This window comes from Natroniella sp. ANB-PHB2 (assembly GCF_046097105.1).
Taxonomy (GTDB): domain Bacteria; phylum Bacillota; class Halanaerobiia; order Halobacteroidales; family Halobacteroidaceae; genus Natroniella.
Map to the genome: position 1 here is coordinate 2422524 of NZ_CP175562.1, position 23634 is coordinate 2446157.

24 protein-coding genes are annotated in these 23634 nt (G+C 34.0%); 22 read left to right on the forward strand and 2 right to left on the reverse strand.

The features are described 5' to 3' along the window. Positions 1 to 18: 18 nt before the first annotated feature. The 11 genes from prfA to ACKF5P_RS12140 all read left to right on the forward strand — a co-directional run bounded on the left by prfA (position 19) and on the right by ACKF5P_RS12140 (position 9142). Complete coding sequence (gene prfA, locus ACKF5P_RS12090) at positions 19 to 1095, forward strand: peptide chain release factor 1 (protein ID WP_408955442.1); 1077 nt, start codon at positions 19 to 21, stop codon at positions 1093 to 1095. A 1-nt stretch (position 1096) separates the two neighbouring features. Continuing rightward, entirely contained in the window at positions 1097 to 1960 is an 864-nt protein-coding gene (prmC, locus tag ACKF5P_RS12095) for a peptide chain release factor N(5)-glutamine methyltransferase (protein WP_408955443.1), read from the forward strand. Between the two features lie 217 nt (positions 1961 to 2177). Then, positions 2178 to 3221, forward strand: a complete 1044-nt coding sequence (locus tag ACKF5P_RS12100; protein WP_408955444.1) for an L-threonylcarbamoyladenylate synthase — start codon at positions 2178 to 2180, stop codon at positions 3219 to 3221. A gap of 68 nt (positions 3222 to 3289) precedes the next feature. After that, positions 3290 to 3862, forward strand: coding sequence for a manganese efflux pump MntP family protein (locus ACKF5P_RS12105; RefSeq protein ID WP_408955445.1), 573 nt, complete (start codon positions 3290 to 3292; stop codon positions 3860 to 3862). Between the two features lie 12 nt (positions 3863 to 3874). Beyond that, positions 3875 to 4405, forward strand: coding sequence for a manganese efflux pump MntP family protein (locus ACKF5P_RS12110; RefSeq protein WP_408955446.1), 531 nt, complete (start codon positions 3875 to 3877; stop codon positions 4403 to 4405). Between the two features lie 6 nt (positions 4406 to 4411). Further along, a complete protein-coding gene (locus tag ACKF5P_RS12115; protein ID WP_408955447.1) occupies positions 4412 to 5107 on the forward strand; it encodes a protein tyrosine phosphatase in 696 nt (231 codons plus the stop codon). A gap of 116 nt (positions 5108 to 5223) precedes the next feature. Beyond that, on the forward strand, positions 5224 to 5661 hold the full coding sequence (gene rpiB, locus ACKF5P_RS12120; protein ID WP_408955448.1) for a ribose 5-phosphate isomerase B: 438 nt from the start codon (positions 5224 to 5226) through the stop codon (positions 5659 to 5661). Positions 5662 to 5674: 13 nt separating this feature from the next. Then, on the forward strand, positions 5675 to 6910 hold the full coding sequence (glyA, locus tag ACKF5P_RS12125) for a serine hydroxymethyltransferase (protein ID WP_408955449.1): 1236 nt from the start codon (positions 5675 to 5677) through the stop codon (positions 6908 to 6910). A gap of 33 nt (positions 6911 to 6943) precedes the next feature. Continuing rightward, positions 6944 to 7573: a uracil phosphoribosyltransferase gene (gene upp, locus ACKF5P_RS12130; RefSeq protein ID WP_408955450.1), complete on the forward strand. Its 630-nt coding sequence runs from the start codon at positions 6944 to 6946 to the stop codon at positions 7571 to 7573. A 211-nt stretch (positions 7574 to 7784) separates the two neighbouring features. Beyond that, entirely contained in the window at positions 7785 to 8669 is an 885-nt protein-coding gene (locus ACKF5P_RS12135) for an alpha/beta fold hydrolase (RefSeq protein WP_408955451.1), read from the forward strand. Positions 8670 to 8701: 32 nt separating this feature from the next. Continuing rightward, positions 8702 to 9142: a deoxycytidylate deaminase gene (locus ACKF5P_RS12140; RefSeq protein ID WP_408955452.1), complete on the forward strand. Its 441-nt coding sequence runs from the start codon at positions 8702 to 8704 to the stop codon at positions 9140 to 9142. 52 nt (positions 9143 to 9194) lie between these two features. Here ACKF5P_RS12140 and ACKF5P_RS12145 read toward each other — a convergent pair whose 3' ends face one another. After that, entirely contained in the window at positions 9195 to 9719 is a 525-nt protein-coding gene (locus ACKF5P_RS12145; protein ID WP_408955453.1) for a hypothetical protein, read from the reverse strand. 406 nt (positions 9720 to 10125) lie between these two features. Between ACKF5P_RS12145 and ACKF5P_RS12150 the strand changes: the two genes are divergently transcribed. The 8 genes from ACKF5P_RS12150 (at position 10126) to ACKF5P_RS12185 (ending at position 19329) form a co-directional block, all read left to right on the forward strand. Continuing rightward, positions 10126 to 11142, forward strand: a complete 1017-nt coding sequence (locus tag ACKF5P_RS12150) for a glycosyltransferase family 4 protein (RefSeq protein ID WP_408955454.1) — start codon at positions 10126 to 10128, stop codon at positions 11140 to 11142. A gap of 725 nt (positions 11143 to 11867) precedes the next feature. Next, a complete protein-coding gene (gene ftsH, locus ACKF5P_RS12155; RefSeq protein ID WP_408955455.1) occupies positions 11868 to 13748 on the forward strand; it encodes an ATP-dependent zinc metalloprotease FtsH in 1881 nt (626 codons plus the stop codon). A gap of 211 nt (positions 13749 to 13959) precedes the next feature. Further along, the gene (locus ACKF5P_RS12160) at positions 13960 to 15639 is read left to right on the forward strand and encodes a formate--tetrahydrofolate ligase (protein ID WP_408955456.1); all 1680 of its coding nucleotides are present in this window, start codon (positions 13960 to 13962) and stop codon (positions 15637 to 15639) included. 272 nt (positions 15640 to 15911) lie between these two features. Continuing rightward, a complete protein-coding gene (locus tag ACKF5P_RS12165) occupies positions 15912 to 16805 on the forward strand; it encodes a Rossmann-like and DUF2520 domain-containing protein (RefSeq protein ID WP_408955457.1) in 894 nt (297 codons plus the stop codon). Next, a complete protein-coding gene (panB, locus tag ACKF5P_RS12170; protein WP_408955458.1) occupies positions 16798 to 17601 on the forward strand; it encodes a 3-methyl-2-oxobutanoate hydroxymethyltransferase in 804 nt (267 codons plus the stop codon). The genes ACKF5P_RS12165 and panB overlap by 8 nt, the downstream gene beginning before the upstream one ends. A 13-nt stretch (positions 17602 to 17614) precedes the next feature. Further along, positions 17615 to 18454, forward strand: a complete 840-nt coding sequence (panC, locus tag ACKF5P_RS12175; protein WP_408955459.1) for a pantoate--beta-alanine ligase — start codon at positions 17615 to 17617, stop codon at positions 18452 to 18454. A 4-nt stretch (positions 18455 to 18458) separates the two neighbouring features. Beyond that, complete coding sequence (gene panD, locus ACKF5P_RS12180) at positions 18459 to 18836, forward strand: aspartate 1-decarboxylase (protein ID WP_408955460.1); 378 nt, start codon at positions 18459 to 18461, stop codon at positions 18834 to 18836. After that, positions 18784 to 19329 carry an ECF transporter S component gene (locus ACKF5P_RS12185; protein ID WP_408955461.1) on the forward strand — a complete coding sequence of 182 codons (546 nt, stop codon included), beginning with the start codon at positions 18784 to 18786 and terminating at the stop codon, positions 19327 to 19329. Before panD ends, ACKF5P_RS12185 begins: the two co-directional genes overlap by 53 nt. Before the next feature lie 117 nt (positions 19330 to 19446). Here ACKF5P_RS12185 and ACKF5P_RS12190 read toward each other — a convergent pair whose 3' ends face one another. Next, positions 19447 to 20529 carry a S1C family serine protease gene (locus ACKF5P_RS12190; RefSeq protein ID WP_408955462.1) on the reverse strand — a complete coding sequence of 361 codons (1083 nt, stop codon included), beginning with the start codon at positions 20527 to 20529 and terminating at the stop codon, positions 19447 to 19449. A gap of 141 nt (positions 20530 to 20670) precedes the next feature. Here ACKF5P_RS12190 and ACKF5P_RS12195 point away from each other — a divergent pair, with 141 nt between their 5' ends. From ACKF5P_RS12195 to dusB, 3 genes are all read left to right on the forward strand, one after another. Continuing rightward, entirely contained in the window at positions 20671 to 21669 is a 999-nt protein-coding gene (locus ACKF5P_RS12195) for a biotin--[acetyl-CoA-carboxylase] ligase (protein ID WP_408955463.1), read from the forward strand. 18 nt (positions 21670 to 21687) lie between these two features. Beyond that, the gene (locus ACKF5P_RS12200; protein ID WP_408955464.1) at positions 21688 to 22455 is read left to right on the forward strand and encodes a type III pantothenate kinase; all 768 of its coding nucleotides are present in this window, start codon (positions 21688 to 21690) and stop codon (positions 22453 to 22455) included. Positions 22456 to 22552: 97 nt separating this feature from the next. Then, positions 22553 to 23530 (forward strand): tRNA dihydrouridine synthase DusB, encoded by a 978-nt coding sequence (gene dusB, locus ACKF5P_RS12205; protein ID WP_408956660.1) that lies wholly within the window; start codon positions 22553 to 22555, stop codon positions 23528 to 23530. Positions 23531 to 23634 lie beyond the last annotated feature (104 nt).

The following is a 23634-nucleotide window of genomic DNA, read 5'->3' on the forward strand; positions in this document are numbered from 1 at the left end:
CAGCAAGGGGGTTATTTTATGGAAAAATGGATTAGCAAATTAGATAGTGTTGTAGAACGTTATAAGGATATAGAGGGATTATTAAGTGATCCAGAGGTAATTAATGATCAAGAAAGATTTCAAAGATTATCTAAAAAGTATGCTGAATTAAGAGAGATTGTTCTGAAGTATGAAGAATATCAAGAACTACAAGATAATATTGCTGAAGCAGAGGAAGTATTGGAAATAGCAGAAGATGAAGAGATGATCCAACTAGCTAAGATGCAGCTTGCAGAAGCTGAACCACGGCTTGAAGTGTTAAAAGAAAAGTTACCATTAATGTTAATTCCTAAAGATCCTAATGATGAAAAGAATGTTATTGTTGAGATCCGTGGCAGTGCCGGAGGAGATGAAGCAAATATTTTCGCTGGTAACTTATATCGAATGTATACTCGTTATGCTGAAAAGCAAGGTTGGAAGGTTGAGGTTATGAACTCAAGCCCTTCTGAAATGGGAGGATTTAAAGAGGTTATCTTTATTATTGAAGGTAAAGGAGCTTATAGTAAATTAAAATATGAAAGTGGTGTTCATAGAGTACAGCGAGTACCAGAAACAGAATCAAGTGGTCGAGTGCATACATCTACTTCTACAGTAGCTGTTTTGCCAGAAGCCGAAGATGTAGATATTGAGATTAATAATAATGATTTAAAGATTGATACTTACCGTTCTAGTGGGCCTGGAGGCCAAAGTGTAAATACTACTGATTCTGCAGTTAGGATTACTCATGAACCGACTGGATTGGTTGTTTCTTGTCAAGATGAAAAGTCACAGCATAAAAATAAAGATAAGGCAATGAGGATCTTACGGGCTAGATTAAAGGAGAAAATTGAAAAGGAGCAGCAAGCAGAAGTTGCTGAAAAAAGAAAGAGTCAGATCGGTACTGGAGGAAGAAGTGAGCGGATTAGAACTTATAACTTTCCTCAAGGCAGGGTGAGTGACCACCGAATTAATCTAACTAGCCATCAATTGGAATCAATCTTAGATGGGGAATTAGATGAAGTCATCGAAGCTCTAATCACAGCAGATCAGATAGAAAAATTAAAGCAGGTGGATTAAGTTGGAATCTTTAACAGTAAAAGAAATATTAGATAGAACGACAGATTTTTTTAAAGAACATGACCTTGATACCCCTCGCTTAGATGCTGAGATATTATTAGCGGAGGTTTTAGAGTTAGAGAGGATAAGACTATATGTTAATTTTGATCAGCCATTAGAAAAACATGAAGTTGATCATTACCGGGAACTAGTAATGTCCAGAAGTAAAGGAATACCGGTAGCTTATCTTGTTGGAAAACAGGAGTTTATGTCTTTAGGATTTAAGGTTACTCCTGATGTCTTAATTCCTAGACCAGAGACTGAACATTTAGTAGAGACAGCTTTGGAGTTGATAGCTGAACTAGAGCAGGATGAGATTAAAGTAGCTGATGTAGGGACAGGTAGTGGAGCTATTATTATCAGTTTGATTAACTTAGCTGATAAAGATCTGACAGGAGTAGGGATAGATATTTCTGAACAGGCTTTAAAGGTTGCTCAAAAAAATGCAATCAAACACCAAGTCAAGGGAAGAATAGAGTTTAAAACTGGTAATTTGTTAGAACCATTAGACGATTTGGTTGATCTTATTGTATCTAACCCTCCTTATATTCCAACTGAACAGTTAGCTAGTTTACAACAAGAGGTTAAGGCTGAGCCAATGCTTGCTTTAGATGGAGGAGTAGAAGGGCTTGATTACTATTATCAAATTATTAAACAAGCAATTACTAATTTAAGAGCAAATGGATTGATTCTTTTAGAGGTGGGAATTGATCAAGCAAGGAATGTTGCCGAGATTTTAGCAGAATTTAATTTTAAAGAGATAGAGATTATTGAAGATTATAGTGGGATTGAGCGAGTGGTCAAAGCTAGTTATGTTAAAGAGTAGGCTAATTAGCCTACTCTTTATTTATTATTTATTTTAAACTTAGGCACTATATAAATTTGAATAATTTAAAGATAAGTAGGTAATAGTAATTGTAGCCTTTCCCTCTTAACAATTGTAATTAAATATTATATACTATTACTTAAGTTAGTTTAGCACTAGATTATAATTAAGTAATAACTGATACATAAGAAGCAAGAATAGAAAAGAGGGGTAAAGGATGAAGTTAATTGAAGGGACTAAAATTTTCAAGAAATCTGAAATAGAAGAAGCAGCTAAGTTATTACAACAAGGCAGACTGGTTGCTTTTCCAACTGAAACTGTCTATGGGTTAGGGGCCAACGCTTTGGATAAAGCAGCTGTTAAATCGATCTTTACTGCTAAAGGGCGGCCAAGTGACAATCCTTTAATTGTTCACATTGCTGAACAGAAAGAATTAAAATCTTTAGTTAAAAGGAAATTAACTGAAGATGTTAGAGAGTTAATCACTAATTTTTGGCCCGGGCCATTAACAATTGTTTTAAAAAAAGATGATAAGGTACCGGCAGTTACTACAGGAGGGTTGGAGACAATAGCAGTTAGAATGCCTCAACATCCTCTAGCATTGGAGTTGATTAAGGCTGCTCAACTTCCTATTGCTGCTCCAAGTGCCAACCTATCGGGTAAGCCAAGCCCGACCTTATTTGAACATGTAATAGATGATTTAGTAGGAAAGATTGATGGAGTATTAGCGGGAGGACAGGCAGGAATTGGAGTAGAATCAACAGTAGTTGATCTATCCCGAGAGAAACCAGTCTTACTACGTCCTGGAGGGGTTACATATGAAGAATTGAGTGAAATATTAGGAGAAGTTAAAATTGATCCTACAGTGGAGACTAAATTGGTCAATGATGATCAGCGAGCAATTTCACCAGGGATGAAGTATAAACATTATTCTCCTCAAGCTGAAGTTATTTTAGTTGAAGGAAGAGTTGAAGAGATTCCAATTAAAATTAAAGAGTTAATTAGCGAAAATTCGGATCTTAAAGTAGGGGTAATGGCTACTAATGAATTTAGTGACTATTATAAAGGTGTAACTATCAAGGAGATGGGAAGTAGAAGTAATTTAGCTGAAATAAGTACTAACATTTTCAAATTATTGCGTGAATTCGATGCTGAAGGAGTAGATAAAATCATTGTTGAAGGGCTGCCAATAAAAGGTTTGGGTCTTGCTATTATGAATAGATTACGTAAATCTGCTGCGTATCAGATTATTGAAGTTTAGTAAGTGGATAACCTACCTCTGATTAGAATATAGATAGAAAAAGTCTTGTTTTAATTAGGGGGGGTAATTTGAGTTTTTTAGAACTAGTTACTCTAGGAATAGCTTTAGGAACTGATGCTTTTTCTGTTTCAGTTGCGATAGGTACTAGACAATTGAAATTATCTTTTATTATTAAGTTAAGTTTAATGATTGGGCTCTTTCATATTTTAATGACATTTTTAGGAATTAATCTAGGCAGGTTATTATATTATTTTTTTGGTAATTATTATTTTGAAGAAACAATCGATCAAGTTACGACAGTAATTGCATCAGGGTTATTGATGATTTTAGGAATGATTATGATTTATGAACAATCAAAGGAAGAAGTTATAAATTATAATTTAGAGATGTATGGTTGGTCTTTAATAATTTTACCTTTAAGTGTCAGTGTAGATGCTTTATCAGTAGGTTTTAGTTTAGGAATGCTAGAGATAAATGTTTTAATTACTTGTATTGTTCTAGGAATTATTTCTGGAATATTAGTGATTTGTGGTTTGTTAGTTGGGAATAAAATAGGGGATATTATAGCTAATAAAGCTGAAGTTTTGGGAGGTATTGTATTAATTTTGTTAGGAATTCATTTTTTGTTATCAATCAATTAAGGAGCTGAAAAGATGGGGTTTTATGAAATAATTTTTATTGGAATTGCTCTAGGAATGGATGCTTTGCCTTTAGGTATTGGAGTAGGAATTGGAGGAGTAAATAAAAGGCAAGCTTTAAAATTTAGTCTGTTAGTAGGAGCTTTACATATTATATTACCCTTATTTGGTCTCTATATTGGTGCATTGTTGGGTAGTTATTTAGGAGAAATTGCTGACTATATAGGAGCGACAGTATTGATATTATTAGGAATTCATATGATCTATGAAGAACTAAAAGAAGATCAACTTGAAATTAAATTAGAAGGGATGGGTTTTTTCTTATTACCATTAAGTGTTAGTCTAGACGCTTTGACAGTAGGTTTTAGTCTAGGAGCATTAGGTGTTGAGGTATATCAGATGGCTATCTATTTTGGTGCAGTTGCTTTGGCAATGACAACGATAGGTCTAACCCTTGGTGATCGAATGGGCTCTGTGATTAAACGGGCTGGTTTAATAGGAGGGGCTATTTTGATTGGATTTGGGATTAAAATGATCTTCTCTTAGAAGGAGGTGATTATAATTAGCAAGAAGATTCTCTTTGTTTGCACTGGTAATACTTGTAGAAGTAGTATGGCAGAAGTTCTTTTTAAAGATTTATTGAAAAAGACTGATTTGAATGGTTATGATGTTCAATCAGCAGGGTTAGCTGCTCTAAAAGGAGAAAATGCTGCTAGACAAGCAATAGAAGTTATGAAAAAAGAAGGGCTTGATTTAACTGATCATCAAACAACTCCTTTAACGAGTGAGCTGATAGTTGAATCCGATCTAATTTTGACAATGACTCAGCGCCATAAATTATCTATTTTGGATAGTTATCCCCAAGTAGCGGATAAACTATATACATTAAAAGAGTATGCTACTCCAGAAGTTACAGAAGAAAACAAACAAAAAGTTAAGAAGTTAAAGGAACGAATTGCAAAAAAGCGGGATGATTTCTTGGAAGAGTATGAGGAGCAAGTCGATAGATTACAGGCTGAACAAGAGAGGTTAATTTCTCAATTAGAAAAAGTAGAGGAAGACTTAAAAAGGTTAGAAAAGGATTTGGCTAAGCAAATTGCTCCTGAAAGAAAGAAGATAGCTAAATTACAAGTAGTTAACAGAGATTTAGATATTTCTGATCCATTTGGACAACCTTTATCTATCTATAAAGATTGTGCACAAGAAATCAAAGAAGAGTTAAAAAAAGTTATAAAAAAACTGAATTAAATGAAGGAGAAATTTCGAAACTAAAGAATCAATATTTAGAATGCGAACAAGATTTTTGTCTTTATTAGTAATATTTAGTTATAATATATAATATAAAGATGTTTTGGGGGGTAAAAATGAAAGTTGTATTAGGTAGTGATCATGGTGGCTATAATTTAAAGAGTAAGATTAAAGAATTATTAGATGGATTGGATATTGATTATGATGATGTTGGAACTGATTCATGTGCTTCAGTAGATTACCCTGATTTTGCTAAAGAGGTAGCTACTGCCGTAGGAAAAGGGGAATACGACCGAGGAATTTTAATTTGTGGGACAGGGATTGGAATGTCGATAGCTGCTAATAAGGTTAATGGAGTTAGAGCTGCTTTATGTCATGATGTATTTTCTGCAAAAGCAACTAGACTACATAATAATTCAAATGTATTGACTTTAGGTGAGAGAGTAGTTGGTAGTGAATTGGCTTTAGAAATTGTAAAGACATGGTTAATTACTGAATTTGATGGTGGAAGACATCAACGTAGAATTGATAAAATTAGTCAGTTAGAAATATAGAGAGGGTGGTTAGATGAATAATCTAGAACAAGTGGATTCTAAATTAGCGGGGTTTATTAAGCAAGAAAAAGAGAGGCAGCATGATAACTTAGAAATGATTGCCTCAGAAAACTTTGTCAGTGAGGCTGTTTTGGAGGCAATGGGCACTACTTTAACTAATAAATATGCTGAAGGGTATCCTGGCAAAAGATATTATGGTGGCTGTAAATATGTTGATCAGATTGAGGAGTTAGCAAGAGAGAGGGCCAAAGAGCTATTTGGAGCAGAACATGCCAATGTTCAACCTCATTCAGGCTCTCAAGCTAATGCAGCAGTTTACTTTGCTTTATTAGAGAAAGGAGATAAGGTATTAGGGATGGAGTTGGCCCATGGTGGGCATTTAACTCATGGTAGTCCGGTTAATCTATCAGGAACTTATTATGACTTTATATCTTATGGGGTAGATGCTGATACAGAATTAATTGATTATCAACAGTTAAGATCATTAGCTAAAAAAGAACGACCGAAGTTAATCGTAGCAGGGGCAAGTTCTTATCCGCGAGAGATTGATTTTAAAAAGATTAGAGAAATAGCAGATGAGGTAAATGCTTACTTCATGGTAGATATGGCTCATATCGCTGGATTAGTAGTAGCAGGCTTACATCAAAATCCAGTTAGATATGCTGATGTAGTGACTACAACAACTCATAAGACTTTACGAGGGCCAAGAGGAGGAATGATCTTATCTACAGCTGAATTAGGTAAAAAGATAGATAAGGCAATCTTTCCTGGAATTCAAGGTGGCCCATTGATGCATATTATAGCTGCTAAAGCAGCTTCCTTTAAAGAAGCGTTAACAGATGAATTTAAAGAATACCAGCAACAAACTGTTAATAATGCAAAGGCTTTAGCTAGTGAAATTAGTAAAGAGTTCAGATTGGTTTCTGGAGGTACAGATAATCATTTGCTGTTAGTTGATTTAATTAGCAATGGCATAACAGGAAAGAAAGCAGAAGAGGCTTTAGATGAAATAAGAATTACTGTTAATAAGAATACAATTCCTTTTGATGAAGAGAGCCCGAATGTTACTAGTGGGATTAGATTGGGAACACCTGCTTTAACTACTCGAGGAATGAAAGAAGAGCAGATGAGAGAGATTGGCAAGTTAATTAATAGGTTATTATTAAATATAGATAATAAGCAAATAAAAGAAGAGATTAGAGAAAAGGTTCAAGGGTTAGTTGAAAATTATCCACTATTTAAAAACTAATATTTTGATAATGAACTTAAGGAGGTTTATTAAGTGAGTGAAGTATATGTAATTGATCATCCATTGATTCAACATAAATTGACCCATTTAAGGAAGGAAGAAACAGGTGCTAAAGAATTTAGAGAGTTAGCTGATGAAATTGCTACTTTAATGGCTTATGAAGTTACGAGAGATTTACCTTTACAAGAAATTCAAATCAAGACACCTGTTACAGAGACAACAGCCCAAGTGATCTCAGGTAAAAAGTTAGCTGTAGTGCCTATTTTACGGGCAGGATTAGGAATGGTAGATGGGGTAGTAAACTTAATTCCAACTGCTAAAGTTGGACATATTGGTTTATATCGTGATCCAGATACTTTAGAGCCTGTAGAATATTATTGTAAAATGCCGACTGATATTGGAGCACGAGAATTAATTGTTGTTGATCCAATGTTAGCAACAGGGGGTACAGCAGAAGCAGCTTTACAATTTGTTAAAGATAGAGGTGCCAATAAGATTAGATTTATGTGTTTAGTAGCTGCTCCTGAGGGAATAGAGAAGCTACAAGCAGCTCATCCTGATATTGATATTTACACAGCAGCTGTTGATGAAAGATTAAATGACAATGCTTATATTGAACCAGGCTTGGGTGATGCTGGTGATAGATTGTACGGGACTAAGTAGCAAAAAACTAGGAAGAAGATTTAAATCTTCTTTCTAGTTTTTTATTTAAATATATACAAAATATATATATTATAATTTTAAGTACTAGATAGAGTTAATAGGGTCTAGGCTAGAATAAAGATATAAAAAATAGTTTTATTTTGTTTCTTTTTGAATTATATATTTAATTATTAGAGGTTAAAGGAGGAAGCTTAAAGTTAGGGGGAGTATGATGACTGATATTAAATTAAGTTCTATAGAGTTATCAAATGGAGAGTCTTTAAATTATAGAAAAAAGGAAGAGAAGAATTTGCTTCTTATACACGGGAACATGAATTCTTCTAAGAATTGGGATTTATTGATGGAGAACATGCCACAAGGTTATAATATTTATGCTGTTGATTTAAGGGGCTTTGGAAATTCAACATACAATAATGAAATAGAATCAATTAAAGATTTTTCTGATGACTTGAAACTTTTTGTAGATAAGTTACAGTTAAAAGATTTTATAATAATGGGTTGGTCTGCTGGTGGAGCAGTTGCAATGCAATTTTGTATTGATTATCAAGATTATGTAGATAAATTAATTTTATTAGGAAGTTGCAGCATTAAAGGGTTTCCTTTGCGTAAAGGTGGAGAATATATAAAGACTAAAGAAGATATGGCTAAACATCTAAATTTAATTCTTAAAATGTATAAACTAAAAGATAAGTTCTTGTTGGATAAAACTGTTAAATGGTTCTGTAAGAAGTTTTATGAGAGCTTTTTGTATGCAGTTGATAAGCCACCTGAAGCAAGATATAGTGATTATATTGATGAAATGTTGAAACAAAGAAATTTAGTTGATATTAATTATGCTTTAGGATATTTTAATATTTCTCATGAACATAATGGGATAATAGAAGGTACAGGAGAAGTGGATAAAATAAAAGTTCCTACTCTAATTATTCAAGGGGATAAGGATGAGTTAGTTACTATGGATATGGCTAAGGGCAATCTTGAAGGTATTGGAGATAACGCTCGATTAGCTATTATAGAAGGGGTAGGACACTTCCCTGTAATAGAGTCACCTGATAGACTAATAGAACTTGTTGTAGATTTTATTGAAGAAGAATAAACTTGCATTAAGGAAAGAATAGAGGTGATATTATGAGACCTTCATGGGATGAATACTTCATGGAAATGACTCAGGTTATAACTAAGCGTTCAACTTGCTTAAGAAGAAAAGTAGGAGCATTAATTGTTAAAGATAAAAGGGTATTAGCTACTGGCTATAATGGAGCTCCAAGTGGTTTGCAGCACTGCCAAGAAGTTGGCTGCTTGCGTGAAAAAAAAGAAGTGCCATCTGGTGAGAGGCATGAGCTATGTCGGGGGTTGCATGCTGAGCAGAATGCTATTATTCAAGCTGCTTTACATGGTATTTCTATTGAGGGAGCAATTCTTTATTGTACTCATCAACCTTGTATTCTCTGTACTAAGATGATTATTAATGCTGGGATTGATCAAATTATCTTTAAAGGTGGCTATCCAGATCGATTAGCTTTAGAAATGACAGAAGAAGCAGGAATTAAGTTACAAGAGGTTGAGTAGATATAATTAATAAACAGAGCTAAAAGAAGGTTAAGTATGTGTTTTTAGATCTTTATTTGTTTAATCTCTGTCCGATTATATTTAATGAAATATATGAGCCTAAAAGTCCCAAGCCATAGACAATAATTAAAGAGCTTAAAAACAAGGTTAAATTACCAATTAAATCGTAAATATTCTTGCCAATTAATAAACTTGAAATATAAATGAAAGTTAAGGCTCCATAAAAGGGATAAAAGGCTGCTGAAAAGATGATCTTGTATTCCTTAGCGTAATTTTTAAAGAGTAAAAAGGCTGTTAATTCTGTTGCTAAAGCTGTCATTATAATAGCTAGTCCCATAAAGATAGAGATCAAGCTCATTATCATAGCAAAAACAATACTAGTAATAGTGATTACTCCAATTTTTCTAATCTTTAAGATAGGGATAGTTATCATAAATCCTAAAAAAGATCCTAAAATGATAAATCTATAACCTGGAAACAATAAAAGATTAGAAACGGCATAAAATATAAAACCAACAACGACCATCAATGCTACTGTAATTGAAATTATGACTAATTCTTTAGTTGTATAATCCATACTTTCACCCCCCATAAGTCTACAATTAGATTTCACTGTTTATAGTTTGTCATTCTCTTTATAAAAATTATTTTCCTTTTTTTAATCTAAATTTTTAGAGTAGCTTCTTTTAATCAGTTGAATAGTCTGTCGTGTTCAAAGATGTAATAATTATGTGTTGTTGTTAGTTAAATTGCTAATCAAACTGAAAGTTTAGAATAAGAAGGAAATGATATCAGCTTAATTAATCTTCAAAGGATCAAATGGTTGTACTAAGATTTTGATTCTTTATTTTTTCATAAATAGATTTGATTATAAATTTCTGTACTAATAGTAACTCTTAACAAGATTAAACAATTGACATTATAAAAAAGATTACATAGAATTAGGAGTGGACTTAATTGTTTAATTAGAAAGGGTGAGGTAAATGTTCTTTTACCCACTATTAGTAGCAGCGATAATCAGTTTTATCTTAACTCCACAAGTAAAAAAATTGGCATTTAAATTAGGAGCAGTAGATTATCCTAATCAGAGACGGATTAATAAAGAGGCTATTCCTAATCTAGGCGGAATAGCTATTTATGCTGGAGTAATTATTACTTTAATCTTATTAGGTTATGCCCGAGACTTTTTAGCTATTTTAGTCAGCGGAAGTTTGATATTTGGCTTAGGGATTTTAGATGACTTATACGAGTTGTCTGCTTTGAATAAGCTGGTAGGTCAGATCGTTATAGCATTGATAGCAATTGTTTTAGGATTACAAATTCAATTCATTACTAATCCATGGGGTGGAATGTATTATTTGGGATGGTTATCAGTTCCGATAACTTTAGTTTGGTTAGTGGGAATAACTAATACCATCAATTTAGTAGATGGTTTAGATGGGCTAGCAGGTGGAATTACTATAATTGCATCTATAACATTAGCTATCTTTGCTTATCAGCAAGGACAAATTTTAACTGTTATCTTAACCTTGACGGTTATCGGTTCAACTTTAGGGTTTTTACGCTATAATTTCAATCCTGCTCAAATTTTCATGGGAGATACAGGCAGTATGTTTTTAGGCTTTATGTTAGGAGCAATTTCAATTAGTGGGGCTTTAAAAAGTGTAACGGTTTTGACCTTGTTAGTAGTAGTCTTAGCTTTGGGAATTCCAATTTTTGATACTTTATTATCTATTATAAGAAGAAAACTAAAAGGTCAGCCTATTTTTCAAGCTGATAAGAATCATTTTCATCATAAATTATTGGCTCTAGGCTTAAGACAGTTTGAAGTTGTGCTAATTATTTATTTAATTAGTATCTTTTTGAGTATGGTTGCAATAGGAGTCAGCTTGGGTACTGCTAGGGAAACTATATTTTTATTAGTAAGTTCTTTATTATTTTTAGTTGTTGGCAGTTTTAAATTAAAAAAATTAAATTCTAAATTAACTGTAGAAAATTAATTTTAAAATTAGGTTTTAATTAGATGCTAACTGTTATAACAGTTAGCATCTAACATTCATAAAGAATATCAGATTATATTACTTTTATACATAATAGTTTTTCAAGTATTAAAATAATATTAATTGTTAAAAATAATAACCTGTATTAATAAAGAAGAGATAATATCTTATTTTTCTAAAGCAGTATCAAAATTCTACTGCTATTTTAACGAGAAATCCATCTGGTTTGACTTAATATTGTCTTTTGATTCAAATGAATATCTTTATGGAAGGTTAATCTCAAAAAATATAATTTAATTTTATATTTATCGTTCAAGATGTTATAATTAAAAAATGTTGTAGGTATAGAATAAAAAGGATAATTTATAGATAGGAAGTGAGTTTGTAATGTTAAAGATAATAAGATAAATATCTAAACGTATTATTTAGTTAGTATTTAGATAACTTAGAGAAATTAGTGCTAATCCAGAATAACTAGAAAGTAGTTATAATGAAATAAAAGGAACTTCAAAGCTCATCAAGTTATTAAAAATGGTTTGTTTTTTTACTTCGAATTTAATACTTAGTTTTAAAAATAGAGTTATATTTTTAAGCTAAAATTACCTTTTAAAAACACTCTGATAGCAAGGAGCAATATATTTGCGATAGGATTTTAAATGTGATATAATCAATAAGGATTAGTAGACATAAAATTGTTTAATTGATCAATGGAAGGAGGATATTAGTTGAAGAATTTTTCGAAGAGTATAGGCTTTTATTTAATTATTATTGCAATAGGAGTTTTAATAGCGCAATATATTATTGTACCAGAACAACCTGAGCAAGAGTTAACTTATAGCCAGTTTATTCAACAGGTTGAAACTGGACAAATCAATCAAGTAACAATTATTGGAGAAAATAAGATTGAAGGTACTCTAGAAACTGGTGAAGAATTTGAGATAAATATTCCTGGTACTGTGGAAAAGGTAGAAGGTATTTTGATAGCTAATGATGTTGAAGTTGATACTGAGCCTGAACCTGAACCACCTTGGTGGACTGGAATATTTGCTTATTTATTACCGACAGTTATCTTAATTGGTGCTTGGATCTTTATTATGAATAAGATGCAAGGTGGCGGCAAGAAAATGATGTCTTTTGGTAAGAATAAAGCCCGCTTACATAATCAAGATGAGAAAAAGAAGGTCACTTTTGATGATGTGGCTAGTTATGAAGAAGTTAAAGAAGAATTGGTTGAGGTAGTAGAGTTTTTAAAGAATTCAAGTAAATTTACTAAGCTAGGAGCAGAAATACCAAAAGGTGTTTTATTAGTTGGCCCACCAGGAACTGGAAAGACTTTAATGGCTAGAGCTGTAGCAGGGGAAGCTGGAGTTCCGTTCTTTATTATTAGTGGTTCTGATTTTGTAGAAATGTTTGTAGGAGTAGGTGCTTCTCGAGTAAGAGATCTATTTGAGCAAGGTAAGGAAAATGCTCCTTGTATCATCTTTATTGATGAACTTGATGCAGTTGGTCGTCAACGTGGTGCTGGTGTAGGTGGTGGTCATGATGAACGTGAGCAGACATTAAACCAGTTGCTTGTTGAGATGGATGGATTTGAGTCTAATGAAGGAATTATTTTGATGGCGGCTACTAATAGACCCGATGTATTGGATCCTGCACTATTAAGACCAGGTAGATTTGATCGGCAGGTTATTGTAGGTAAGCCTGATTATAAAGGTAGAAAAGGAATTTTGGAGATCCATGTTAAAGATAAACCTTTAACTGATGATGTTGATTTGAGTGTATTAGCAAGAAGAACCCCTGGTTTCACAGGAGCTGATATGGAAAATCTAGCTAATGAAGCTGCTATTTTAGCAGCACGACGTAATAAGGATAAAATAGCAATGTTGGAGTTTGATGATGCAATTGATCGAGTAATTGCTGGCCCGCAAAAGAAGAGTCGGGTAATTAGTGATAAAGAACAAGATATTGTCTCTTATCATGAAACTGGTCATGCATTATTAGGAGAACTACTGGAGCATTCTGATCCAACACATAAGGTAACTATTATTCCAAGGGGTAGAGCGGGAGGATTTACTATTCCGTTGCCTGAAGAAGATAAGAGTTTTATAACTAAATCTGAACTATTGGATAAAGTTGCTGGATTATTAGGAGGCAGAATAGCTGAAGAGGTATTTTTAGATGATATTAGTACTGGAGCTCAAAACGACTTAGAACGAGCTACAAAGATTATCAGGGATATGATTACGAATTATGGTATGAGTGAGAAACTTGGCCCACTAACTTTAGGGCAAAAGAACAATGAGCAGGTCTTTTTAGGACGAGATATTTCTCGTAGTCGTAATTACAGTGAGGATGTAGCAGCAGCAATAGATAAAGAAGTGAGAGATATGATTGATAGTTGTTATCAAACTGCTAAAGAGCTCTTAACTGAAAATAGCGAAATGGTGAAAGATATGGTAGCAGCACTGAAGGAAAAAGAAACTTTAGAAAGAGAAGATATTAAGAATATTATTAAGAGATATAAGCCTGATTTTTATGAGGAAGATGAAGAGAAGGTTGAAGTGAAAGTTAATGGTGAAGAAATGACTGAAAAAGATAATAGTTAATTTATGGAATAATTTTACTAGGGGAGATATCCTCTTCTAGTAAAATTATTTGTTTTATGTAATATATATATTATGATATAGTTAAAAAATATATAGTTGAAAAATTAAGATTTTATTAAATAAAGGGAAGTCTTATGCTAGCTGTGTGATTGTTCAGATAATATAATTATAATTTAAAAAATATTATAACTGAAAGGTGAGTGATTACATTATGTCAGTAAAATCAGATATTGAAATAGCTCAACAAGCGAAGTTAAAACACATTGCTAAAATTGCAGGGGTGTTAGGTCTCAATGAAGAAGAGCTTGAGATGTATGGTGATAACAAAGCTAAGGTTAAGTATGAAGCATACAAGAAGAGAATGGATAATGAAGATAGTAAGTTGATTTTAACTACAGCTATTAACCCTACTCCTGCTGGTGAAGGGAAAACTACTACTAGTGTTGGTTTAACACAAGCTTTAAATCAGCTAGGTCATGATACTACAGTAGCTTTAAGAGAACCATCTCTAGGGCCTTGCATGGGGGTTAAAGGTGGTGCAGCAGGTGGAGGTTATTCTCAGGTAGTTCCGATGGAAGATATTAACCTACATTTTACTGGTGATTTACATGCTATTGGGATTTCTCACAATTTACTTGCTTCAGCAATTGACAATCATATCAAGCAAGGTAATGACTTAGGATTAGATCCTAAAGAGATTACTTTTAAGCGAGTTGTTGACTTAAATGACCGAGCTTTAAGAGAAGTAGTTGTAGGATTAGGTGGGCCAAATGGTCAAGTGAGAGAAGATGGATTTATGATTACTGCTGCGTCTGAAATTATGGCAATTTTATGTTTAGCTGAAGGAATTGAAGATTTAAAAGAAAGATTAGGGAATATTGTAATTGGTTATACATTTGATGGGGAGGTAATCCAAGCCAGAGAATTGAATGTACATGGTGCAATGGCAGCTTTACTTAAAGATGCAATTAAGCCTAATTTAGTACAGACTTTAGAGAATACTCCTGCATTTATTCATGGTGGGCCATTTGCTAATATTGCTCATGGTTGTAATAGTGTGGTTGCTACAAAGTTAGCAATGAAGATGTCTGATATTACAATTACAGAAGCTGGATTTGGAGCTGATTTAGGTGCTGAGAAGTTCTTAAATATTAAGTGTCGTTTTGCTGATTTAAAACCAGATGCTGTTGTAATTGTTGCTACTGTTAGAGCACTTAAATTACATGGAGGAATAGAAGTAAATGAATTAGAAACTGAAAATGTAGAAGCAGTAGAAGATGGCTTTGCAAACCTGGCTAAGCATATTGAAAATATTACTGAGAAGTTTAATTTGCCTGCTGTTGTTGCAATTAATAGATTCCCAACTGATACTGAAACAGAGATTGAGAAAGTTAGAGAGCTGTGTGAAGAAAAAGGAGTTCGAGTTGCTTTATCTGAAATTTGGGCCAAAGGTGGCGAAGGTGGAATTGAATTAGCTGAATCTGTCTTAGAAGCTATGGAAGAAGAAAGCAATGAAGACTTTGATCAATTATATCCAGATGAGATGCCTATTGCTGAAAAGATAGAAATAGTTGCTAGAGAGATTTATGGTGCAGATGGTGTAGTCTTTACTGATAATGCTAAGAGTGATATTGAAAAATTAACTGAACAAGGATTTGATTATATGCCTATCTGTATGGCAAAGACTCAATCTTCTATTTCTGATGATCCTACTAAAAAAGGTAGACCAACAGATTTTAAGGTTACAGTGAGAGAAATTAATGTATCAGCTGGAGCTGGTTTCCTAGTAGTCTTAACTGGTGCAGTGATGACAATGCCTGGTTTGCCTAAGGTTCCATCTGCCGAGGAGATTGATGTAGATGCTGATGGTAATATTACAGGATTATTCTAATCAGTATTAAGAGCTGAATATTTCTAAGGTTTATTTATATTATTTTTGAGATATTTAAGTTGATGTGGTATAATGTTTATTGTGATTTAGTTGGACTAGATCACAGGTTTTCCTAATAATTAAATATTAAGCTTTTTCGCTTAGATCCTATTTAGGACTGAGACGGTTAGAAGTTTGAGGATGATATAGGCTATCTATGCCTAATTACTTACAAAAAGAGCTTCTTGACTGTTCAGTCAAGAAGCTCTTTTGCTTTATAAAGGAGGAAATTGATGGCTGGAAAGAAGATAGTGATTATTGGAGCAGGAAAGGTAGGGCAGAGCTTTGGTTATTTATTAGCCCAGCAGGGGTATCAAATTTTAGGTTTTATCAGTAAAACATTATCATCTGCACAGGCGGGGGTTGAATTAATTGGTGAGGGTATTGCTACTACCGAATATGAAGAAATTATTTTAGAAGCTGATTTGATTATAATTTCTACTCCTGATCAGATTATTTCTGAAGTTAGCAAGCAATTAGCTGAGTTAAATTTAGTTACTGAAGGTAGCTGTTTGATTCATTTAAGTGGCGCTTTGACTTCCGAAGTACTAACTGGAGAAGGGGAAGGACAAGAGTATGGAAAATTATCATTGCATCCATTACAATCAGTAGCAGATGTTGAAAATGGAATTACTAATTTACCAGAAGCCTTCTTTACTATTGAAGGAGATCAATTAGGGGTTAAAGTTGGAGAGGCTATTCTAACTGACTTAGAGGTAGAATATGAAGTTATTTCTCAACAAGCAAAGCCTCTCTACCATGCAGCTGCGTGTGTAGCTTCCAATTATTTAGTTGCGATTGTTAATTTAGCTTTAGAGATGAATCAGCAGGTTGGAATTGCTCAGCAACAAGCCTTGAGGGCTTTATTACCGTTAATTAAAGGTAGTATTAATAATATTGAAAGTTTAGGGCCAATTTCAGCTTTGACCGGGCCAATTTCACGAGGAGATAATTCTGTAATTGAGGAGCATTTAGATGCTTTTGAGAATTTTTTACCTGAAAGAAGTGAATTATACTGTAAACTAGGTAATTATACTACTAAAATTGCAGAGCAAAAAGGGAGTATTACTGAAGCAGATAAAGTTGAGTTAATTAAAATTTTAGAGGAGGAGAATTCTAATGGCTGAGAAGAAGACAGTTAAAAGTTTAAAGCCTAAAAAAGAGAGAGGCGACAAGATCACAATGTTGACTGCTTATGATTATCCAATGGCTAAAGTGATTGATCAAGCTGATATAGATCTTATTTTAGTAGGGGATTCATTAGGGATGGTTATTTTAGGTTATGAAGATACTTTAAAGGTAACTGTTGATGATATGATACATCATACTAAGGCGGTAGTTAGAGGTGCTGAAAATTCATTAGTAGTTGCTGATTTGCCATTTATGTCTTATAAGGTGAGTAATCTTGCTAAAACAGTTGAAAGTGCTGGCCGGTTAGTAAAAGAAGGTGGAGCTCAAGCAGTTAAATTAGAAGGAGGAAAAGAGCTAGTAGCAGAGGTAGAGGCTGTTATTAAGGCAGGAATTCCAGTGATGGGTCATTTAGGATTGACTCCTCAATCGATCAATCAATTAGGAGGTTATGGTGTTCAAGGTAAGAATAAAAAAGCTGCCGAAAAGTTGATTGAAGATGCTAAAGCTTTAGAAGCAGCAGGTGCCTTTGCTATAGTATTAGAATGTATTCCAACTGAGTTAGCCACTGAAGTCAGTAAACAACTATCAATACCTACAATTGGAATTGGAGCTGGTAAAGGTTGTGATGGACAGGTGTTGGTTACTCACGATCTGCTTGGTATCTTTTCAGAGTTTACTCCTAAATTTGTTAGAAAGTATGCGAAATTGAATCAGAAGATATCTTCAGCAATTAAAGAGTATAAAGAAGATGTAGAAGAAGGTAACTTTCCCAGTCAAAAAGAGAGCTTTTAAGGAGGAATTGAGAGTGGAAGTTGTAAAAGAAATTTCTGAAGTTAGAGGCTTTATTAACCAAAGTGAAGAACAGGCTGTCGGTTTTGTACCGACGATGGGCTATTTACATCAAGGACATTTAGCTTTGATAGAACAAGCAAGAGAAGAGAATGAGTTAGTAGTACTTAGTATCTTTGTCAATCCAACTCAGTTTGGCCCAGATGAAGATTATGAAGAGTACCCAAGAGATTTAGAACGTGATCTGGAGTTGGCCCGTAATGGTGGAGTAGACTTAGTCTTTATGCCTGATGCTGACAAGATGTATAAAAATAATGCTGCTACTAAGGTTGAAGTAACAGGTTTGACTGGCAAACTTTGTGGAGCATCTCGTGCTGGTCACTTTAGTGGAGTTTGTACAGTAGTTAGTAAGTTATTTAATATAGTCAATCCGACCAGAGCTTATTTTGGGCAGAAGGATTATCAACAAGTATTAGTGATTAAGAGGATGGTTGAAGATCTGAATTTTGATTTAGAGATAGTGACTGTACCTATAGTTAGGGAAGAAGATGGTTTAGCAATCAGCTCAAGAAATAAGTATTTAAATCAAGCTGAGAGAGAAGCAGCATTAGTCTTATTTGATTCATTACAGAGGGCCAAAGAATTAATTGATAATGGAGAACGGAATGCTAAAGCTATTGGAGAGGTGTTGAGTAATAAAATTGAAGCTGAACCTTTAGCTGAAATAGATTATGTAAGCATTGTTGATGGAAATAATTTAGAGAAGATAGATCAAATATCAGGCAGAGTCTTAATTGCACTAGCAGTTTATATTGGAGAGACAAGGCTGATTGACAATCTAGTTGTGGAGGTATAGGATAATGATAAGAATGATGTATAAGGGTAAGATTCATCGGGCTAAGGTAACTGATGCCAATTTAGATTATGTTGGGAGTATCACTATTGATCAAGAGCTGATGGAGGCGGCAGATATTTTACCTAATGAAAAAGTACAAGTGGTTAATAATAATAATGGAGAACGATTAGAAACTTATGTAATTCCAGGAGAGAGAGGTTCAGGAACAATCTGCTTAAATGGTGCAGCAGCTAGAAGGGCTCAACCTGGTGATACTGTGATTATAATCTCGTATGCTTTATTAGAGCAACAGGCAGCTGAAGGTTTAGAGCCAAAGGTTGTTTTGGTTGATGAAGATAATAAAATTATTACTAAGGAGGAGAAAAGTGAACTTATCGACTAGAACTATAACTATTACAGGAATTTTAAGTGCAGTAACCATTATTTTAGCAGTTACGCCTTTAGGCTTTATTCCAACTCCTTTTGGCTTAGCAACTATCATGCCTGTACCAGTAATTATTGGGGCTATAATTGAAGGGCCAGTTGTTGGTGGATTTATTGGTTTAATCTTTGGTTTGTTCAGTTTTATTAGAGCAGGATCACCATTTATTGCTGATCCTATAGTCGCTATTATTCCTCGAGTTTTGATTGGCGTTTTAGCAGCTTATAGCTATAAGCTAATCAAACCTCAATTGATTGGAAGTGGTGTAGCAGCAGCTGTTGGTTTTTTAGCTAATACAGGAGGAGTTTTAACACTTGCAACTTTACGGGGCTATTTGAATGCTGAAGCTGCTTTAGGAATAGCTTTAATCCATGGTACTCCTGAGTTAGTTGTAGGGGTAATAGTTACGTTGATTATTGTTAAGGTATTACAAAAGACTGAAGCTTATAATTAAAAGCCCTACTTAGGGCTTTTAATTATTTAGGAGATTATGATTCTTAGAGATTGTTAATAATTTTTATTAGTATTCTTAAACTTAGTCTTAGACTATGCCCAGAGGTGATTTTATTCTTTATTTTGGCTTTTTAGTAACTTTAAGGGTTAACTCTTTAGTTTCATTTTCCCTAATAATTTCAACAATAATTTCTTGATCAAGTTCTAAACTTTCTATAAGTGCAAAAGCTTCTTCGGGATGAGCAATTTTAACTTCATTAATTTTGGTAATGATATCGCCTACTTCTAAGCCAGCTTGTTCAGCGGGGCTATCTGCTACGATTTCGGCAACCAAGGTTCCAGCAGTCTGTTCAAGTTTGAAGTAATCAGCTAAGCTTTGGCTAATTTCTTGCATATAGACTCCAATCCAAGGGCGAACAACCTGTCCGTGCTCTTTTAATTGAGAAATTACTTCTTTAGCTTTATTAATAGGGATAGCAAACCCGATTCCTTGACCCTCCGTATTAATAGCGGTATTAATACCAACCACTTGACCATTAATGTTCAATAATGGCCCACCACTATTACCAGGGTTAATGGCTGCATCTGTTTGAATTAAATTATTATAAATTCTGGTTTGATTATTTTCTTTGACTTTAAGGGGGCGGTCAATAGCGCTGATAATACCAAAAGTTACAGTGTGATTTAAATTATAAGGATTACCAACAGTTAAGACCCAATCTCCAGGGCGAACAGTACTAGAATCACCTAGTTCAACTTTAGATAATGGCTGAGAAGTATCTATTTTTAACAAGGCAAGATCAAGGTTGAAATCACTGCCTATCTTCTCGGCTCTAAACTCCTCTTCGTGACCTTCAATTAGAACAATAATTTCTCTAGCACTCTCAACTAAGTGTTGATTAGTTAGAATATACCCATCTTGATTAATAATAAATCCGGTTCCTATTCCACTATCTTCATTAAAATTTTCTTTGTAAAAAGTTTCAATCTCGCTACCGAAGTCATCTTTTTTTTCATTCTGTTCGCGAATAATATTTAGTTGTACTACTGTCGGGGTAGCTTGTTCAGCTATGTCAGCAAAAGTATTTTTAGTAATTTCAGTCTGGTTAGCAAAGGTTGTAGGTTGAATAAAAGATGCCCAGAGTATGAAGAATATAAATAATTGTAGGCACTTGCGATGAAATTTATTTTGATTTAGCATTTTTTCTCCTCCTGAACTTTAGAAGTTAATATAATTATACCGATTATAAATTCAATTTTCAATTACTAACTTGGCTTATTTTGTATTTTAAATCAGAATATTATATAATAGTGGAGGGACTAAAGAAAGAAGGTGATTAGTATGAGAAAAAATTTAAACAGGCGAGAGCAGGTACTTGATCTATTATATCAATTTCAAGATCAGTACTTATCAGGGGAGGAGTTGAGTAATAAATTAGGTGTTTCTAGGACAACTATCTGGAAATATATCAAATACTTTAGAGAAGCTGGTTATGAGATTGAATCTTCTTCTAAAGTTGGTTATCGTTTACTTAACCGACCTGATAAACTATTACCAGAAGAGATTAAGCGTAATCTAACTACTGAGATTATTGGTCAAAATATTCTTTATTATCAGCAGGTTGATTCTACTAATCAAATAGCTAGGAAGAAGGCAGAAGAAGGAGCTAAAGAAGGGACACTTGTAATTGCTGAACGACAAGTAGCAGGTAAAGGTAGATTGAGTCGTGATTATTTTAGTCCACAAGGGGGAATCTGGTTCTCTTGTATCTTACGACCTGGTCTAAAGCCGGCCTGGGCAACGAGAGTTACATATATTATCTCACTTGCTGTAGCTAAGACGATCAATCAATTGACTACTGTCGAGGCAAAGATAAAATGGCCTAATGATATTTTAATCAATGATCGAAAAGTATGTGGGCTTTTGACTGAAATGGGGGCTGAACTAGATCAAGTTGATTATTTAGTTGTAGGATCAGGAATCAACTTGAACTTTCCGCTTAATGAATTGCCACAACAAATACATACTAAAGCAACTACCCTTTATTCTGAGTTAGAAAAGAAGGTGGATCGCCTTCAATTTATACAGAGATTATTATTAGAAATTGAGACTTATTATCAACAATTAACCGATTTCGATACTATTTTAGCTGAATGGGAAGAGTATGCTTATACTTTGGGTAAAGAGGTTGTAATTAAAGATATTAAACGAGAGCGAAAAGGAATAGCAGTTGAGATTGCTCCTGATGGAGCTTTGGTAATTGAAAGTAATGGTAAGAGGGAGAAGGTTTATTCTGGTGATGTATCTTTATCTCACCAGGAGTTTGATTCAGGAAATTAAAGACAAGGAGTGGAGTCGATGATTTTAGCACTAGATGTTGGGAATACTCATACTGTATTAGGTTTATACCAAGAGGATGAATTATTAGTTGATTGGAGGGTTGCTACCGATAAAGGCAAGACGGTTGATGAGTATGGGATCTTGTTAACTAATTTATTTGAAAAGAATGATTTTAATTTGGGAGAAGTTAAAGAGATAGTTATTTCTTCTGTAGTTCCACCAGTAATTAATTGCTTAGAAGAGGTAGCAGTCAAATATTTTGGAGTAGAAGCCTTGATCGTTGGCCCGGGTGTAAAGACTGGAATTAATATTCAGATTGAAAATACTAAGCAGGTAGGTGCAGATAGAGTTGTTAATGCTGTCGCTGCTTATCGTTTATATGATGGGCCAACAATTATTGTTGATTTTGGAACAGCCACAACATTTTGTGCTGTTTGTGAAACTGGAGAATACCTAGGGGGAGCTATTTCTCCAGGGATTGGTATTTCAACTGAGGCATTGTTTGATTATGCTGCTAAATTGCCTCGAGTTGAATTAGATCTACCACCGCAGGTAATTGGCAAGAATACTCATGATAGCTTACAATCTGGTATTTTGTATGGAGTAGTAGGACAAGTAGATGGAATAGTCAGAAGAATGAAGGAGGAGTTTGCTGAAAAATGTACAGTAATAGCTACCGGGGGATTTGCAGAATTAATCAGTCCTTGCTCTGAAGAGATAGATATCAGTGACCCTTTTCTTACTTTAGAAGGATTGAGATTAATTGTTGAGATGAATCGAAATTGATTAGTTACTAGCTATTAACTAAAAAATATAGCTTTAAGCCTTTAGGTTTAAAACTTATATAGAGCTCAACTCTTATAGTTAGCAGGGTAAAAGGAGGATTAAAGTGGTTGAAATAGGGAATGTAAGTATAGAGCCACCAATTTTTTTAGCTCCAATGGCAGGAGTAACTGACCTTCCTTATCGTAAGTTGGTTAAACAGATGGGTTGTGGTTTGGTCTGTACTGAGATGGTCAGTGCTAGAGGGTTAGTTAATAATAATCGAAGGACTGAAGAGATGTTAGCAATAGCTGAAGTAGAGCGTCCCGTCTCCTTGCAGGTGTTTGGTAGGGATCCTGAAGTATTAGCTCAGGCTACGCAGATAATAAGTAAAGAAAGTAAACCTGAAATAATAGATTTAAATTTAGGTTGTCCAGCACCTAAGATCGTAAAAAATGGTTATGGAGCTGCTTTAATGAAAGAGCCAGAGCAAGTTGGTAAGATTGTGAAAGCAATGAATGAAGCAGTAGATGAGCCAATTACAGTTAAGATTAGAACTGGCTGGTCTAAAGAAGAGATTAATGCTGTAGAGGTTGCTCAAATAGCTCAAAGAGAGGGAGCTAAAGCGGTAGCAGTTCATGGTAGAACAAGAAACCAGTTTTATCGCGGGCAGGCTGATTGGACTATAATTAAAGATGTAGTAGAGGCGGTTTCGATTCCTGTAATCGGTAATGGAGATATATTTGGCCCAGAAGATGCATTTCAAATGATAAAGAAAACAGGTTGTGATGCTGTAATGATTGGAAGAGGAGCTCAAGGAAATCCTTGGATATTTAAAAGAACTGCTCATTATTTAAGGACTGGAGAGTTGTTACCTTCTCCAACTGCACAAGAAAGAATTGAAGTAGCTATTACTCACTTAGAAGGATTAGTTGAGTTTAAAGGTGAATATGTAGGGGTTAGAGAGATGAGAAAGCATTCTGCCTGGTATATTAAAGGCCTTAAGAATTGTACTGATATAAAGAATTCTTTAAATCAGGCTGAGACAATGTCAAAAATGAAGCGAATATTAAAGGATTACCAACAAGAATTAAGCTGATATCCATTGGATATCAGCTTAATTCTTTATTATTATAGAGACTATTTTTAAAGGTTCTAGATAACTTTTTATTTTTTTATACATAAATTTAAAATTGTTAGTAC

Excerpts from the sequence above, each read along its gene's own strand:
- ACKF5P_RS12165 (WP_408955457.1), top strand. The coding sequence starts at position 15,912 with ATGGCTGGAAAGAAGATAGTGATTATTGGAGCAGGAAAGGTAGGGCAG.
- panD (WP_408955460.1), top strand. The coding sequence starts at position 18,459 with ATGATAAGAATGATGTATAAGGGTAAGATTCATCGGGCTAAGGTAACT.
- ACKF5P_RS12200 (WP_408955464.1), top strand. The coding sequence starts at position 21,688 with ATGATTTTAGCACTAGATGTTGGGAATACTCATACTGTATTAGGTTTA.
- ACKF5P_RS12100 (WP_408955444.1), top strand. The coding sequence starts at position 2,178 with ATGAAGTTAATTGAAGGGACTAAAATTTTCAAGAAATCTGAAATAGAA.
- ACKF5P_RS12195 (WP_408955463.1), top strand. The coding sequence starts at position 20,671 with ATGAGAAAAAATTTAAACAGGCGAGAGCAGGTACTTGATCTATTATAT.
- ACKF5P_RS12110 (WP_408955446.1), top strand. The coding sequence starts at position 3,875 with ATGGGGTTTTATGAAATAATTTTTATTGGAATTGCTCTAGGAATGGAT.
- prfA (WP_408955442.1), top strand. The coding sequence starts at position 19 with ATGGAAAAATGGATTAGCAAATTAGATAGTGTTGTAGAACGTTATAAG.
- rpiB (WP_408955448.1), top strand. The coding sequence starts at position 5,224 with ATGAAAGTTGTATTAGGTAGTGATCATGGTGGCTATAATTTAAAGAGT.
- panB (WP_408955458.1), top strand. The coding sequence starts at position 16,798 with ATGGCTGAGAAGAAGACAGTTAAAAGTTTAAAGCCTAAAAAAGAGAGA.
- ACKF5P_RS12185 (WP_408955461.1), top strand. The coding sequence starts at position 18,784 with ATGAAGATAATAAAATTATTACTAAGGAGGAGAAAAGTGAACTTATCG.
- ACKF5P_RS12150 (WP_408955454.1), top strand. The coding sequence starts at position 10,126 with ATGTTCTTTTACCCACTATTAGTAGCAGCGATAATCAGTTTTATCTTA.
- ACKF5P_RS12135 (WP_408955451.1), top strand. The coding sequence starts at position 7,785 with ATGACTGATATTAAATTAAGTTCTATAGAGTTATCAAATGGAGAGTCT.
- ACKF5P_RS12140 (WP_408955452.1), top strand. The coding sequence starts at position 8,702 with ATGAGACCTTCATGGGATGAATACTTCATGGAAATGACTCAGGTTATA.
- glyA (WP_408955449.1), top strand. The coding sequence starts at position 5,675 with ATGAATAATCTAGAACAAGTGGATTCTAAATTAGCGGGGTTTATTAAG.
- ACKF5P_RS12190 (WP_408955462.1), bottom strand. The coding sequence starts at position 20,529 with ATGCTAAATCAAAATAAATTTCATCGCAAGTGCCTACAATTATTTATA.
- ACKF5P_RS12160 (WP_408955456.1), top strand. The coding sequence starts at position 13,960 with ATGTCAGTAAAATCAGATATTGAAATAGCTCAACAAGCGAAGTTAAAA.
- ACKF5P_RS12145 (WP_408955453.1), bottom strand. The coding sequence starts at position 9,719 with ATGGATTATACAACTAAAGAATTAGTCATAATTTCAATTACAGTAGCA.